This is a genomic window from Roseibium sp. ROS1 (assembly GCF_054658215.1).
The window spans coordinates 1,207,768-1,225,246 of the sequence record NZ_BAAGIG010000002.1 but is presented as its reverse complement, the minus strand read 5'-3'; the positions used below and the strand labels follow the sequence as shown (position 1 = coordinate 1,225,246).

Here is a 17,479-nt window from a genome sequence, read left to right as displayed (position 1 = left end):
ACTGCTGCCAAGCTTGTCAAGAAAAGGCGTTTCGTTCCCGGGTGCCATTCTAGGCTCTGCTCACCACTTTGGAGAGCAACGCCATGCAGTCCCGAATCCTTGCCGAGACATCCCTTGAAAGCTCGCTTTTTCACCTGATCGACAACCGTCACCTGGTAAAGCACTTCGCCTATGTCGGTGGACGTTGGGCAGCGGCACGTGATGGTGCCGTGTTTCGAGTAACCGATCCGGCGGATGGAAGTCTTCTTGGGGAAGTGACATCTCTTTCCAGCGCCCAATCCGCCGAAGCTATCGATGCCGCCAATGACGCCTTTTCAAGTTGGTCCACCTTGCTGCCTCAGGAAAGGGCATCCTTTCTGTTGGCCTGGCACGACTTGATCTTGGAAAACCGGGAAGATCTCGCTCGTCTGATGACGCGTGAGCAAGGAAAACCACTTTCGGAATCCCGCGGCGAGATCGATTATGCAGCCTCCTTCGTATCGTTTTACGCCGAAGAGGCCAAACGGCCGAATATCGAGAGCATCACTTCCCACTTGCCTGACGCAGAGATGGAAGTCTGGCGGGAACCTGTTGGCGTTGCCGCATTGATCACGCCGTGGAACTTTCCATGCGCGATGATCACGCGAAAAGCAGCTGCCGCACTCGCTGCCGGCTGTACCGTTGTCGTGCACCCTTCACAGGAAACGCCGTATTCCGCACTCGCCCTAGCTGAACTTGCTGACCAGGCAGGGCTTCCGGCAGGTGTTTTCAACGTGCTTCCCGGGAACGCGGAAGACATCGTGAAACCGTGGATGTCAGACCCGCGCGTCAGGGCGGTTTCGTTCACCGGATCGACGGGTATAGGACGGCTTCTTTACTCGCAGGGTGCTCAGACTGTAAAACGACTTGTGCTGGAACTCGGGGGGCACGCCCCCTTCCTCGTGTTTGCAGATGCTGATCTTGACCATGCCGTCGATCAGGCAATCGCCGCAAAATTCGCAACATCCGGTCAGGATTGCCTCGCGGCAAATCGAATTCTGGTTGAAAGACCGGTCTACCAGGCGTTTTGCGAAGCCTTCACCAACCGTGTTGAAGCCTTGTCTGTCGGACCTGGGCTTGAAGATCCTGACATCGGACCGCTGATGCATGAGCGAGCGGTTGCCAAGCAGGAGGAACATGTTCGAGATGCACTGGCACGAGGCGCGCGCCTCCTCACCGGTGGCCACCGTCATGCGGCCGGCCCATTGTTTTATCAGCCGACCGTTCTGGCGGACACTCCCGCTGATGCATCGATTTTCCGGGAAGAAACATTTGGTCCGGTGGCAGCCTTGGCAGCCTTCGATAAGGAGGAGGACGCCATCGCACGGGCAAACGACACCGAATACGGCCTTATCGCCTATCTCCACACGCAGGACCCGCGCCGCATCTACCGTGCAAGCCGCGCGCTTCAATACGGCATGGTTGCCGTCAATCGCACAAAAGTGACCGGCTATCCGATCCCCTTTGGAGGCGTGAAACAATCCGGCCTTGGCCGCGAAGGTGCCCGCTACGGACTGGAGGCCTTCACCGAAATCAAATACGTCTGCCGGGACTGGAGCTGACCTGGCCCAACCAACACTAGAAGGACTTGAATATGCTCAAGAACGACCAACTGGATGCCTGGGACAGAGAGAACTTCTTCCATCCCTCGACCCATCTTGCCCAACATGCGCGCGGAGAGAGCCTTAACCGGATCGTCACCGGTGGCAGCGGCGTCTATATCGAAGACCGTGACGGCACCAAGCTATTGGACGCATTCGCCGGACTTTATTGCGTCAACGTCGGCTATGGCCGTTCCGAAATTGCTGACGCCATTGCGGAGCAGGCTCGTGAACTGGCCTATTACCACGCATACGTCGGCCACGGCACCGAAGCCTCCATCACGCTTGCACAAATGGTGATGGAGCGAGCGCCCGACCACATGTCCAAGGTCTATTTCGGACTGGGCGGATCGGATGCGAACGAAACCAACATCAAGCTGGTCTGGTACTACAACAACATTCTCGGCCGCCCGGAGAAGAAGAAGATCATCTCGCGCTGGCGCGGCTATCACGGCTCGGGCCTGATGACCGGTTCTCTGACGGGCCTCGAGTTGTTTCACAAGAAGTTCGACCTGCCGCTTTCACAGGTTCTGCACACGGTCGCGCCCGACTATTTCCGCAGGGAAGACCTTTCCCAGTCCGAAGCAGAATTTGTTGCCTATTGCGTTGCTGACCTGGAAGCCCTGATCGAACGCGAAGGCGCTGACACCATTGCAGCCTTCATTGGCGAGCCGGCCCTTGGTACGGGCGGGATCGTACCGCCCCCAAGCGGGTACTGGGAGGCCATTCAGGCCGTGCTCAAGAAACACGACATTCTGCTGATCGCAGATGAAGTTGTTTCAGGCTTTGGACGTCTCGGCACGATGTTCGGGTCAGACCACTACGGTATTCAGCCGGATTTCATCACCATCGCTAAAGGCCTGACATCGGCATATGCTCCCCTGTCCGGCTCCATCGTTTCCGACAAGGTCTGGAAGGTGCTGGAGGACGGTACCGACGAATTTGGTCCGATCGGCCATGGGTGGACCTATTCCGCACACCCGATCGGTGCCGCAGCCGGCGTTGCGAACCTCAAGCTTATCGACAGTCTCGGCCTGGTGGCGAATGCCGGATCCGCAGGTAGCTACTTCAAGAATGCACTTACGAATGCGCTCGGAGATCACGCCAACGTTGGCGACATCCGCGGCGAGGGCCTGCTTTGCGCGATCGAATTTGTATCGGACAAGGCCAGCAGAACCTATCTCGATCCGGCAAGCAAAACCGGCCCACAGGTTGCAGCAGCCCTGTTGAAGGAAGGCGTCATCGGCCGGGCGATGCCGCAGGGCGACATCCTGGGGTTCGCCCCTCCCCTGTGCATTTCTGAAGCTGAAATCGACAAGGTTGTTGATGCAACCGTGAAAGCGGTAAAATCCGTCTTCTAAGAAGCGGCACCACCAAATAACAAAGCCCGTCGGAGCAACCCGGCGGGCTTTTTGGTATCTTCGGTAAGAAAGCTGCCTATCCGGCTTTCGCGGTCTGTCCCATGAGTGCCGGTACTACTTGTTCCGGTGGCCCCATCATCGCAATCTGGCCACCTCTGAGCACGACTACCCGGTTGGCCATTTTCATGTGGCTAGGACGCTGGGTGTTGATGAGGATGGTCGCCTTGCCCTTGAGTTCCTCGATCATCGCCATGAATTTCTTGTCGCCCTCGAAATCGAGATGCGTTCCCGGATTGTCGAACAAATAGAGCGGTGCCGCCTTCACGAAGGCACGGGCCAAAACGATGCGTTGCTTCATGTTGTCCGGGATCTGCTTCAGGACCTCGCCATTGAGGCGCGTTTCAAGTCCGTTGAAGTTCTCCTCCAGGTAGGACAGCAAGCCAAGTTTACCGGTAACCTCGATCAGACGTTCGTCGGTAGCGCCCGGATCCGACATCAGCAGGTTCTGTTTTACCGTGCCGTAAAAGAAGTCGAGATCGTCGGGTGCATAGCCAATGGAGGAGCGCCACTCTGCGGTATCCAGCTGGCGCACATCCAGACCATCGAACAGGATGGAACCCACCTGGGGCTGAAACAAGCCGATGACAGCCTGGAACAATGCGGTCTTGCCCGAGCCGCTCGGGCCCGTGATGGCAACGGTTTCGCCTTCCTTCACCGTCAGCTCAAGGCCCTTCAGCGAGGCTTCCGTTGCCCCTGGATACCTTAGGACAAGTGAGGACACTTTCAGATCACCGCGAATGTCACGTGTGATTTTCGGCAAATGCCCCGGCTCGCGCTCGAGCTGCACCTTCATGAGGTTGTTGATCTGTTCGATCACCGTGCGGCTTTGCGCGAGCTGCGTGATGCTGAGGAAAGCCTGGTTCATCGGGTTCAGAACCCGCCAGCTGAGGGCCATTGTGGCAATCAGGGCGCCCAGGCTCATTTCTCCTTCCATGACACGCATTGCCCCGATCCCCAGAACCAGGACACCGCAAATGGTCATCAGCGTCTGCGACAGTGTCTGCAGCACATGCGTGATATGACGTGCATGGATGTTGAGTTTGTTGAAGTTGGTGGAAAGCGCCGAAAATCGCTCCAGCCAGGTATCTTCTACAGAAAGGTTCCTGAGAGCCCGCTGGTTGCGAAAGGTCTCGATCATGAAACTGTTGAGTTTCGATTTCTGCTCGCCAACGGCAGCGACTTCGCGTTGGACCTTCGGCAGGACATAAACGGCCAGCAGCGTGTAGATGGTCAGCAGTGCGAGCGGCGGCAGCGCAACAGGTCCGCCGATCAGGAAGATCGCGACAATGAAGATCAGCGTGAAGGGAATATCGACGATCGCGTTGAACAGCGAACTCTGGAAGATGTCGCGCACGCTGTCGAAATAGCGCAGCCGCATGACCTGAGTGCCGATCGGCGCTTCGGACAGCATCGCATATGGAAGATGCAGGATGCGCTCAAAGGTCTTGTTGCCAACAATCGCATCAACCCGTCCGCCGAGATAGGATTGTAGCCATGTCTTCATTCTGCGCAGCGCAACTTCGCACAGAAGAATGATTCCAACGCCGACCGCCATGGTCAGAAGCACTTCAGTCGATTTTGCTCCCATTGCCTTGTCGTAGATCGCCATGATGAACAACGGCGGTGCAAGAGCGAGAATGTTGAGAACAAAACCGAGGGCCAGAATAGAGATGATACTGGTCCGGAACCGTTTGGATACGGTCGAGAACCAGCTTCTGTTGTTTTGAACCTGCCCCTGTTCCTCTGTGTCTTCGTCGGCGAGATAGATCTCGTTTTTCAGAATATCCGCGGCAGGAACTGAAATTGCCTCTCCCTGACGGCCGGAATAGGCGCGAAACTCACCCGTTCCGGTTTTTCCAACGAGAACCTGAACGTCGTCCCTGGTTACACGCAGACATGGCATCTGTGCATGGGTCAGTTCCCCGGCACTTCCATGAAAAGGTGTCGTCTTGACTGTCAAGCGGCTGAGAACGGTCCGCAAAACCTGGAAAGTTTCAATCCGGTCGAAGTGCGGCAATGCCTCGAACAGAAGCCGGTCATTGCCCTGCCAGCGCATCTCCCGCAAAAGCGGGATCAGGCACCTTTCGGCGGGAGCCGCACCGTCATCAGGAAGTCCTAACCGACTTGTGGCGGTCCCATCGGCTGCCAGTTCGGCCGACAGATCGCGCCACTGGCGGTGTACGGCGTTGTCGGCAGCGTGGACGTCTTCAAGGTTGAATAGCGGTCTGCTCACGCCGGCATCCCCATTTTCTGAGGTGTACCGGTTACGTTCATCGTGCCGAGGTCATGCACGCTGCCGTCCCTGAGTTCGTATTGGTGATCCGCGACTGCCAGCATGGAAGGACGGTGGCTGATGATGATAACCGTCAGATAGCCCTTCAGACGGATCAGCGCATCGACAAGCGCCTTTTCTGCCTGTTGGTCCAGTTGCGCATTAGCCTCGTCCAGGATCAGAATCTTCGGCTCGCCTGCCAATGCCCTTGCAATGCAGATACGCTGCAAGGTAGCTGCGGGAACCTTCCCGCCCAGGTCTGACCCCAGCTGCGTTTCATAACCGCGCGGCAAGAGATGGATTTCCTTTTCAAGCCCGATCAGCTTTGCCGCCATACGCGCATGAGCGATGTCGGATACGGCACCGAACATCGTGATGTTTTCAAGGATCGTGCCGTTGAAGATAGCAGACTGGTTATCGACATAGGCAACGGTCTTGCGTAGCGCATGCTGGTGGAGGCCATCATAATCCTGCCCGCCGATCATGACCTTGCCGGTCGTCGGCGTCATTTCACCGGTCAGCAATTTCATGAGTGTGGACTTGCCGCTGCCGTCCGCACCGCGGAAACCGACGAATTGTCCAGCTTCGATTGTCAGGTTGATGTCCTCGAACACCCGGCGCTGGCTTTCGCCCAATTCGACTGACACGTTGATCAGGTGAATGGAACCGTCGGTATCGACCGTCAAAGGCTCCTGTTGCGCTACCTCCGGCAGCTTGAAGAGCGAATTGACCTGAGCGTAGTCGTGCTTCAGTCGTTGCATGTCTGTCAGTTGGTTGATCGCGCGAAGGAAAGGCTGCACGAACTGACCGGACAAGAGTGTGCTGGCAGCGACACCGCCGACGCTGAAATTGCCATAGATGGCCATCAACGCGCCGCAGATGACCACAAAGATAGTCGTGAGGGTTCCGAAAAGTGCGGACGCATCCCTCGCCTGGCCGGACAAGCGCATATATCTGGAGCTGAGCTCTGCCGTTGCCCGCTGCAATCGCTCGAAGCGGCGCATGATCAGTGCTTCCATCGCCTGGGACTTCACGGTCTTGGCGCCGGACAGTACCTCCAGGATGAAATCGGATTTGCGATCGTCCTGATCTGCCCGGTCGGCGACAACCTGCTGCAGCACCTTGTTTCTGTTGAGGGCAAACAGCATGAAGATGCCCAGCAAGGTGATCGGCACCAGAGCCAGCGGCCCTGCGATGAAGATGAGCGCTGCCAGGAAGATACCCCCCGCAGGCAGGTCGATGGCGAGAAGGCGGTTCTGGTCGCCATAGTGATCTGCAACCGATTGCAACGACCGAAGCTGGTGTACCTGGACGGAAACAGGCGTTTTGGCAAACTGGGAAGGCTCGGCATCAAGCACCCGGCGGAAAAGTTCGGTGTGCGCCTGATGATTGAACCCTGCCCCGAGCCTGCCGACAACCGCGGTACGGGAGACCTTGATGACGGCATCAGCAATTAGAACGACAGTCACCCCGAGGATGAGCACAAGCAGCGTGTCGGTGGAAGCATTTGGCAGAACGCGGTCATAAACCTGAAGAATGGCCAGCGGCATCGCCAGCCCCATGATATTTGCAAAAACGGAAGCAACTACAACGTCGCGCGGCAATCCGGGCGAAGAAATCCAGCGTCCGGACGGAGAATGCCGGATCCTCAGACGAGGCAAAAAGAAAGATGAAAATACCGATTTCAGCATATGCGGGCCAGAGTCGTGTAGCTACTCGCTCAAACTGTGCTGATCGGGTTTAAAAAGCGTTTACCCTACGCCGTGTTTCCCGAATTTTATTAGAACTAAACTTCAGATTCCAAGAGGAATTTTGCGCTTTGTTAAGGACGCCGACGTTCATTGGCATTATCGGAAATTGTGCGGACGTGCGACCGAAATGGCAAGCGACACTCAGAATCGAGACACCCAGGAAAACACCTCGCCAGAGGGTAATACTACGGAAACCAGGACGACCCTGAATTCCGATAGCATCCTGCATTCGGGGCTTCTCGATAATCGAGATGAGCATCTCGACAAGGCGCACGACTATCATCTCGACCAGGACATGGGCGAATCCATGGAACAGGTCAACGCCAACCTGCACCTTGGAAGCGACGAGGAAGAACAACGCTACGTCGAACAGGAAGACCCATCGTCCGGCGCGCAAGGTATCGGGTTTGAGGATGATGGCACGGAGCTTTCTGCGCTTGAAGACAGCGATGCAGTCAATGCATACGCTGAGCAATCTTCCGACAATTCAACTGGCACACAGGACTTTTCAGGGTCGAACAGCGACGATTTGCCGTTGGGTGGCGGTACGTCCGCAAGCATAGCTTCTGCTCTGGATGATGGATCGAACCAGACCTATTCGAATGGCTCTGCAACCAACCCGGGCGACGGCACCTTCAGTAGCCAGAATGGCCGAGTGCAGTCAGGCGCAGGTTTCGATGACGGCAACGACGACCTTGCTGCGGGCATCGTCGCTTCCGATTTGTCTGCGGTCACCGATATCGATGCAACTGAAAACGCCGTTGATGAAAATTCAGCAGTCGGATCTGCAACCGGCATTCGGGCAAGCGCAACCGCCGCAGAAGGGGCCAGCGTAACCTACAGCCTCCTGGACGATGCGGGTGGTCTGTTCTCCATTGATCCCGAGACGGGCATCGTTACGGTAGCCGGTTCGCTCGATGCCGAAACGGCTGGAAGTCACCAGATCATCGTGCTTGCCACCGGATCCGACGGAGCGACGCAAACAGAAACCTTCACGATCAATATCCGTGACGTGAACGAATACGACGTCAGCCCGATCAGCACGGTCGGCGCTGTTGCGAACACAATTTCCGAAGGTGTAGACGGCGGCAGTCAGGCTGGCATCACTGTTGTTGCGACCGACCGGGACGTGAGCGACAGTGTCTCCTACTCCATAGACGACCCGCGCTTCGTCATCGATGACCAGGGTGTGGTCAGCATTGCCGAAGACGCCGTGTTTGACGCTGAAACCGAAGCGACTGTCTCCTTCACTGTGACCGCCACCTCCACCGACGGCTCGCAGTCCACGCAAAGCTTCACATTAAAGGTCGAAGACGAAAACGAATACGCTACGTCTGCAATTCAGGACACAGACACTTCCGCCAACACCATCGCGGAAGATGCTGCGGCTGGTACGCAGGTGGGCGTCACTGCATTCGCCGAAGACAAAGATGTAACGGACACCGTCTCCTACACCGTCGATGATCCCCGTTTCACGGTTGATGAGAATGGCGTCGTTCGAGTTGCGGATGGCGCGAGCTTCGATGCCGAAACCGAAGGTTCCATCGATATCATCGTGACAGCAACCTCGACCGACGGTTCGACCTCGGAAGAGACATTCACGATCGCGGTATCTGACGTCGATGAGTATGACGTCACCGCTGTTACCGATACGGATTCTTCGGCCAACACCATCGCGGAAGATGCGAGCGCGGGCACCCAGGTTGGCGTAACTGCACTGGCGACTGATGCAGATGCCACAGACACTGTCTCCTACTCCGTCGACGACACACGTTTCACTATCGATGAGAACGGCGTGGTTCGGGTTGCTGACGGTGCTAGCTTCGATGCCGAAACCGAAGGTTCCATTGACATCACTGTCACGGCGACCTCTACCGACGGTTCGACCTCGGAAGAGACCTTTACGATATCGGTGTCCGACGTCGATGAATATGATGTCACCGCCGTAACCGACACAGATACATCTGCCAATACAATTGCAGAAGATGCTGCAGCTGGCACGCAGGTGGGCGTCACTGCATTCGCCGAAGACCAGGACATCACCGACACGGTTTCTTATTCGGTTGATAATGCCCGCTTCACGGTTGATGAGAACGGTGTCGTTCGGGTTGCCGACGGCGCGAGCTTCGACGCGGAGACCGAAGGGTCCATCGACATCACTGTTACCGCAACCTCTACCGATGGATCAACTTCGGAAGAGACCTTCACGGTCTCCGTTTCAGACGTTGATGAATATGATATCACCGCAGTGACCGACACAGACACTTCCGCCAACACCATCGCGGAAGATGCTGCGGCTGGTACGCAGGTGGGCGTCACTGCATTTGCCGAAGACAAAGATGTAACGGACACCGTCTCCTATTCCGTGAACGACGCCCGTTTCACCGTTGACGAAACCGGCGTGGTTCGGGTTGCAGACGGCGCAAGCTTCGATGCCGAAACCGAAGGGTCCATCGACATCATTGTGACGGCGACCTCGACCGATGGTTCGACCTCGGAAGAAACCTTCACGATTGCGGTTTCCGACGTCAACGAAAGCGCCGTTTCCGCTGTCACCGACACGGATTCCTCAACCAACACCATCGCCGAAGATGCGAGCGCTGGTACGCAGGTTGGCGTGACTGCCCTGGCAACTGATGCAGACGCCACCGACACGGTTTCTTATTCGATCAACGACACCCGTTTCACCGTTGACGACAATGGTGTGGTTCGGGTTGCGGATGGTGCGAGCTTCGATGCCGAAACCGAAGGCTCCATCGATATCATCGTGACGGCGACCTCCACCGATGGATCAACTTCGGAAGAGACCTTCACGATCTCCGTTTCAGACGTTGATGAATATGATGTCACGGCTGTCACCGACACAGACGCATCTGCCAACACCATTGCAGAAGATGCTGTCGCAGGTACACAGGTTGGTGTCACCGCATTCGCCGAAGACAAGGACATCTCCGACACGGTCTCCTACACCGTCAACGACGCCCGTTTCACGGTGGACGAACACGGCGTGGTTCGGGTTGCCGATGGCGCGAGCTTCGACGCGGAAACCGAAGGGTCCATCAACATCATCGTAACGGCGAGTTCGACTGACGGTTCAACTTCAGAAGAAACCTTCACGATTGCAGTTTCCGACGTCAACGAAAGCGCCGTGTCTGATGTTACCGACACGGATTCTTCGGCCAACACCATCGCGGAAGATGCAAGCGCAGGCACCCAGGTCGGCGTGACTGCACTGGCAACGGATTCAGACGCCACCGACACTGTCTCCTACTCCGTCGACGACGCACGATTCACTATCGATGAAAACGGCGTGGTTCGGGTTGCTGACGGCGCAAGCTTCGATGCCGAAACTGAAGGGTCCATCGACATCATCGTGACGGCGACCTCCACCGACGGCTCGACCTCGGAAGAGACCTTCACGATTGCGGTTTCCGACGTCAACGAAAGCGCCGTGTCCGCTATTACCGATACCGATTCTTCCGACAACACCATCGCGGAAGATGCAAGCGCGGGCACTCAGGTCGGCGTGACCGCCCTGGCAACTGATTCAGACGCCACCGATACCGTCTCTTATGCTGTAAACGACAGCCGCTTTACCATCGACGAAAACGGTGTGGTTCGAGTTGCGGATGGCGCAAGCTTCGACGCCGAAACCGAGGGCTCCATCGACATCATCGTGACGGCGACCTCCACCGATGGATCAACTTCGGAAGAGACCTTCACGATCTCCGTTTCTGACGTTGATGAGTATGACGTCACCGCCGTGACCGACACAGACGCATCTGCCAATTCCATTGCAGAAGATGCTGTCGCTGGCACACAGGTTGGTGTCACCGCATTCGCCGAAGACAAGGACATCACCGACACGGTCTCCTACACCGTCAACGACGCCCGTTTCACGGTGGACGAAAACGGTGTGGTTCGGGTTGCAGATGGCGCGAGCTTCGACGCCGAAACCGAGGGCTCCATCGATATCATCGTCACGGCGACTTCGACTGACGGTTCGACTTCGGAAGAGACCTTCACGATTTCCGTTTCAGACGTCAACGAAAGCGCAGTCTCCGCTGTCACCGACACGGATTCTTCCGACAACACAATTGCAGAAGATGCAAGCGCAGGCACCCAGGTTGGCGTGACGGCCCTGGCAACGGATGCTGACGCCACCGACACTGTCTCCTACTCCGTCGACGACGCACGATTCACTATCGATGAGAACGGCGTGGTTCGGGTTGCTGACGGCGCAAGCTTCGATGCCGAAACTGAAGGGTCCATCGACATCATCGTGACGGCGACCTCGACCGACGGCTCGACCTCGGAAGAGACCTTCACCATCGCGGTGTCTGATGTTGATGAGTTTGACATTTCAGCTGTTACCGATGCCGACACTTCTGCGAACACCGTAGCGGAAGATGCTGTGGCAGGTACCCAGGTTGGTGTGACCGCATTTGCCGAAGACAAGGACGTCACAGATACTGTCTCATACTCGGTGAACGATACGCGCTTCACTGTTGATGACAACGGTGTCGTCCGTGTGGCTGAGGGGGCGAGCTTCGATGCAGAAACCGAAGGTTCTATCGCCATTATCGTGACGGCGACCTCAAGCGATGGATCGAGCTCTAAAGAGACCTTCACAATCGCTGTTTCCGATATCAATGAAAGTGCCATTACTCCCGTAACTGATACGGACGCAGCGGCAAATTCGATTACCGAAGATGCCGCTGCCGGAACGCAGGTTGGTATCACGGTTCTTGCGACCGACAGCGACATCACTGACACGGTATCCTACTCGGTAGACGATAACCGGTTCACGGTGGACGAAAACGGCGTAGTCCGCGTTGCAGATGGTGCTTCTTTCGACTTTGAAAGCGAACCCAACATCACTCTGACGGTGACCGCGACGTCTTCAGACGGCTCCACGTCTTCGGATGCATTCTCGGTTTCAGTAACCGACGTTGCTGAAGACTATCAGCTCGAAGACGGCGGCCAGACCTTCACCGATGTTTCTGTCGCTGAAACCAGCATCACCGGCGGCTCCGGTGACGATACCATTGTGGCACACGCCGACGGTGGCAACGTCGATGGCGCAGATGGCAACGACACGATTTCCGGAAACAATGCTGCCGATACTCTTGCAGGTGGTGCGGGTGACGACACGATCGAAGGTGGCGCCGGGAATGACACGATCTATGGTGAAAATGCACCTGTGTCCGGCACCTGGCACTACCAGGTTTATGACCACAACTTCAGTGGCGATGCCGGCCAGACTGTCGACATCTCCTCAGGCACGCTGATCGACGAGGGAACGACGGATGCGTTCGACCTGGACACAATTGTCCAGGGTGCACGCGGGTCGACTGATAACCCTGAAGATTTTGGTGTCATTCTGACGTCCAACTTCACTGCCACAGATGGCGGCACCTATCGTTTCTCCACCCGCTCGGACGATGGATCCACTATCGAGATCTTCGATGCATATGGCAACCGACTGACGTTCACCAACCAGAACGGTACGCAGACCGACTATCTCGACAATGATTACCACCAATCAGCGACCACCCGCTGGGCGGACGTTGATCTGGAACCAGGTGAGATCTACACCATTGTCGTCAAGGTCTGGGAGAACCAGGGAGAAGAGGTTCTCGATGCAACGGTAACGCCTCCAGGCGGAACGTCAGTAGACCTGTTCACCTCCGATTTTGTCAGTGCGGCCGCGGTTATCCCGGGGGACGACACGCTGACGGGTGGTGCCGGCGACGATATGATCGACGGTGGGCTGGGTACTGACACAGCGGTCTACAGCGGCAATTTCGCTGACTACACCATTACCGAGAACGAAGGCATCTTCACCGTTACGGACAATCGTCCAGGTTCTCCCGATGGTACCGACACCGTCGTGAATGTTGAAAACTTCCGGTTTGCCGATGGCGATGTTCTTTCGGGCGATTTGATCGCGCAGGATATTTCTGCAGTTACCGACAATGACAGCAGCGCAAACACGGTTGCGGAAGACGCTACTGCAGGAACGGCTGTCGGCGTCACCGCGTTCGCTGAAGATGGAAACACGTCTGATACTGTGTCCTACACCGTAGATGACGATCGCTTTGTCGTGGACGAAAACGGCGTTGTCCGGGTTGCGGAAGGGGCCAGCTTCGACGCGGAAACCGAAGGTTCCATCGACATCGTTGTAACCGCCACGTCTTCCGATGGCTCGGCTTCCGAAGAAACATTCACGATTGCCGTGTCCGACGTTAACGAATACGACGTCTCAGCCGTTTCCGACACCGACGCCGCGACGAACACGATTTCCGAAGACGCATCTGCCGGGACACAGGTTGGCATTACAGCACACGCGAGTGACGCGGATATCACCGCGTCTGTGGGCTATTCCGTCGATGACAGCCGCTTTACTGTCGATGCGAATGGCGTCGTCCGTGTTGCCGATGGCGCCAGCTTCGATGCAGAAACCGAAGGATCCATCGACATTGTCGTGACTGCCACCTCCTCTGACGGTTCCACGTCGCAGGAGACCTTCTCGATTGCCGTTTCCGACGTCAACGAGGGCGCCGTTTCAAACGTCACCGATACGGACACCTCTGATAACACGATATCGGAAGCAGCAACTGCCGGCACTCAGGTTGGCATCACGGCCCTGGCAACAGATGCAGATGCCTCTGACACGGTTTCTTACGCCGTTGATGACACGCGCTTCACAATCGATGAAAACGGTGTGGTTCGTGTTGCAGATGGTGCCAGCTTCGACGCAGAGACCGAAGGGTCCATCAACGTTACCGTGACCGCGACGTCTTCTGACGGCTCGACTTCAACGGAAACCTTTACCGTAGCGGTGTCTGATGTCGACGAATTCGACGTTTCCAGCGTGTCTGACGCAGACATCTCGGCAAACACAATCGCAGAAGATGCGGCCGCAGGTACACAGGTTGGTATCACGGCGTCGGCAAGCGATGCCGATGTCTCGGATACGGTTTCCTATGCTGTCAACGACAGCCGCTTCACCGTGGACGAAAACGGCGTGGTTCGGGTAGCGGAAGGTGCGAGCTTTGATGCGGAAACCGAAGGGTCAATCGACATCATCGTGACGGCAACTTCAACCGATGGCTCAACCTCGGAAGAAACCTTCACGATCGCTGTTTCCGACGTCAATGAAGTTGCCGTATCCGCGGTGACCGACATCGATGCGACGGCCAATGGCTTCGCGGAAAATGCCGGAGAAGGCACCACAGTCGGTATTACTGTTCAGGCAACGGACAGTGATGTGACCGACACGGTAACCTATACGGTGTCCGATAACCGGTTCACCGTTGGCGACGATGGCCTGGTAACGGTAGCCGCCGGAGCAACGTTTGACTACGAGAGCGAACCGACCATCAACCTGACGGTGACCGCGACCTCTTCTGACGGCTCCACGTCTCAGGAAACCTTTGCTCTTTCGGTTGCCGACGTCGCTGAAGCCTATCAGATGGCCGAAGGTCAAACGACCTTCACCGACACCGGCGTCGCCGAAACATCCATCACCGGCAACGACAGTGCCGACACGATTACCGCTCATGACGACGGCAGCACCATCTACAGCGGTGCGGGCGACGACACGATCTATGGCGGCGCAGGCAATGACACCATCATGTTCGGCGAAGGCAACGACGTCGTTTACGGCGGTGCGGGCGACGATTTCATCGATGATGAGCGCGGCACCCAGCCGAACACCGGTGACAACTACCTGGATGGCGGCGAAGGTAACGACACCATCTTTGGCGGCAGCGGGAACGACACACTGATCGGCGGCGCAGGCAACGATAGCCTGTCCGGCGAAAATGACGACGATACCCTTCAGGGCGGCTCAGGCAGCGACAAGCTGTACGGCGGCGCCGGAAACGACACGCTCGAAGGTGGGGCTGGCAACGATTATATCGACGGCGGAAGCGGTACAGACACCGCAATCTATTCCGGTAACCGTTCCGACTATACCGTTACCGAAAACGCGAACGGCACCTACACGGTAGTCGACAACCGCTCCGGCTCGCCGGACGGAACCGACACTGTCGTCGGAGTTGAGAACTTCCGCTTCGCGGATGGCGACATTCTTGCGGGCGATCTTGTCGCGAAAGATATTTCTGCGGTTTCGGATACGGACGGTTCTTCCAACAGCATCGCTGAGAATGCAGGCGCTGGCAGCACTGTTGGCGTAACAGCCTTTGCCGACGACTCGAACACCTCAGACAGTGTGACCTATACTGTCGATGACGACCGTTTCACGGTTGACGAAAACGGTGTGGTCACCGTCGCGAGCGGTGCGAGTTTCAACTACGAAACCGAGACGGAAATCACGATCACCGTTACGGCGACTTCCACAGACGGATCGACATCGCAGGATTCCTTCACGCTGGATGTCATGGATGTGGCAGAAGACCTGCAGCTTGCAGACGGCGGCGCCACCTTCACTGACACCGGTGTGTCTGAAACATCGATCAGCGGCGGGTCTGGCAACGACACGATCACGGCCCATGACGACGGTGGCAACCTTTATGGTGGCGCAGGTGATGACACGCTGATTGGTGGCTCAGGCAACGATACGCTGTCCGGTGGAGCGGGTTCCGATACGCTTCAGGGCGGCGATGGCGATGACACGTTGATTGCCGGCGACGGCGCTGCCCCAACAAACGGTGGAACCAATGCGGTTGGCGCCACCTACTCTCTCATCCACCTGGGAACCATGGCGGATGTCGACACGGATGAGAACAACGGCGTCAGCGAGAATGCCTCCAGCCTTCTGGGATCTTATGGCGATGCAGGTACCCCCCTCTACACACAGACGGTGAGAGCAACCGCAAACGACACCAATGGTGACGGAGTACTGGCGGACAACGATTTCAACGGCACGGCAGAGACCCTGACAATCGGTGGCACGAACTATGCTCTCGATTCCCTGCAGACCTTTGATGCGACCGTCACGTTCACGGACGGAACCACCGGAACCATCTCGGCGGTCGTCATTCAGCTCGACAATGGTGATGTCTATCTGGCTCCGGAATACATGTCGAATGCGGATTCCGACCTGCTTTCCAGCAAACCTATCGTTGGAATTTCACTTGATACGCTGACCATCAACGACGCTAGCATGTACGCCAACAGGCTTGACACCGAGTACCAGGTTCCGGGCGACACGCTCGAAGGCGGTGCAGGCAACGATACACTGATTGGCGGTGACGGCGCGGACATGCTTGAAGGCGGCTCCGGCAACGATACCATCGACGGCGGCAAGGGCGCGGATACCGCCATCTATTCCGGTAACTGGGAAGACTACAACATCGTCCAGAACGAAGATGGCAGCTACACGATTTCCGATCTTCGCTCCGGCGCTCCTGACGGTATCGATACGGTGTCCAACGTCGAGAACTTCAGGTTTGCCGACGGAGAAATCCAATCGGAACATCTGATCGATCGCCCAATTAGTGATGTGACCGATTCCAACGCGTCCGCCAACACAATCCACGAACTGGATGGTGCCGGCACACAGGTTGGGATCACCGCCTTTGCCGACGACCCGAACGGCGATGCAGTTACCTACACTCTGAGTGACGACCGCTTCGAGATCGATGCCGACGGCAATGTCACAATTGCAGACCATGCGTTCTTCGACAGCGAGATTGAAAATTCGATCGATCTGACGATCACCGCCACTTCCGCGGATGGATCCCAGTCGAGTGAATCTTTCTCGATTGCCGTTACCGGCGAATATGACGTCACCTACAACGATACTGACGAAAGCAATACCGGCAGCGGTGCAGGCTACGACTATACGTACCACCTTGACGGCGCCGGTGGTGATGACGTTATCGAAGGCGGTTCAAACAACGACAGGATCGAAGGCGGCACCGGCAACGACAACATTTCGGCAGGTGACGGCCGCGACCTTATCTTCGGTGGCGACGGGCACGACAACATCAGTGGTGGCGCTGGAGATGATGTGATCATCGGTGGTCTTGGCAACGACAACCTGAGCGGTGGTGACGGTTCCGACCTGTTCATGTACGGCCTGGGCGACGGCAGTGACACCATCAACGCAGGCATGGGGGCCGGTTGGACTGACGTTATCGATCTGGGTGGTGGTCCAGGGATCACTGCCGCCGGCGAATACGGTACGGACTGGACAGTGACGATCACCAACGGCTCGATCGAGACAACAGATCTTGAAGGCGGCAGGCTCGACCTTTCGCAGGATGCCGACGGCTACATCGACTTTGCAGATGGCAGCCGCGTCAACTTCAACGATGTTGAGGAAATCCGCTGGTAGCTGATGTCACCGGACAGCGGTAACTGACGAAAAGCCCCGCCGGAAACGGCGGGGCTTTTCATTTATCTGCCAGCGACAGAATTCGGAAAATGGGATCTGGAAATGAA

Annotated in this window: 5 protein-coding genes; 3 read left to right on the top strand and 2 right to left on the bottom strand. The window is 56.8% G+C overall.

Annotated elements, in window-relative coordinates; genetic code table 11:
* The first annotated feature begins 83 nt into the window (after positions 1-83).
* Together ACYQ6M_RS13660 and ACYQ6M_RS13655 are read left to right on the top strand one after the other, a co-directional pair.
* A complete protein-coding gene (locus ACYQ6M_RS13660; RefSeq protein WP_460074317.1) occupies positions 84-1,580 on the top strand; it encodes an NAD-dependent succinate-semialdehyde dehydrogenase in 1,497 nt (498 codons plus the stop codon).
* Positions 1,581-1,612: 32 nt separating this feature from the next.
* Positions 1,613-2,980: an aminotransferase gene (locus tag ACYQ6M_RS13655; RefSeq protein WP_460074315.1), complete on the top strand. Its 1,368-nt coding sequence runs from the start codon at positions 1,613-1,615 to the stop codon at positions 2,978-2,980.
* A 76-nt stretch (positions 2,981-3,056) separates the two neighbouring features.
* Here ACYQ6M_RS13655 and ACYQ6M_RS13650 read toward each other — a convergent pair whose 3' ends face one another.
* Together ACYQ6M_RS13650 and ACYQ6M_RS13645 are read right to left on the bottom strand one after the other, a co-directional pair.
* Positions 3,057-5,273, bottom strand: coding sequence for a peptidase domain-containing ABC transporter (locus ACYQ6M_RS13650; RefSeq protein ID WP_460074314.1), 2,217 nt, complete (start codon positions 5,271-5,273; stop codon positions 3,057-3,059).
* Entirely contained in the window at positions 5,270-7,003 is a 1,734-nt protein-coding gene (locus ACYQ6M_RS13645; RefSeq protein ID WP_460074313.1) for a peptidase domain-containing ABC transporter, read from the bottom strand. Before ACYQ6M_RS13645 ends, ACYQ6M_RS13650 begins: the two co-directional genes overlap by 4 nt.
* A 187-nt stretch (positions 7,004-7,190) precedes the next feature.
* Here ACYQ6M_RS13645 and ACYQ6M_RS13640 point away from each other — a divergent pair, with 187 nt between their 5' ends.
* Positions 7,191-17,372, top strand: coding sequence for a cadherin domain-containing protein (locus tag ACYQ6M_RS13640; protein WP_460074312.1), 10,182 nt, complete (start codon positions 7,191-7,193; stop codon positions 17,370-17,372).
* Positions 17,373-17,479 lie beyond the last annotated feature (107 nt).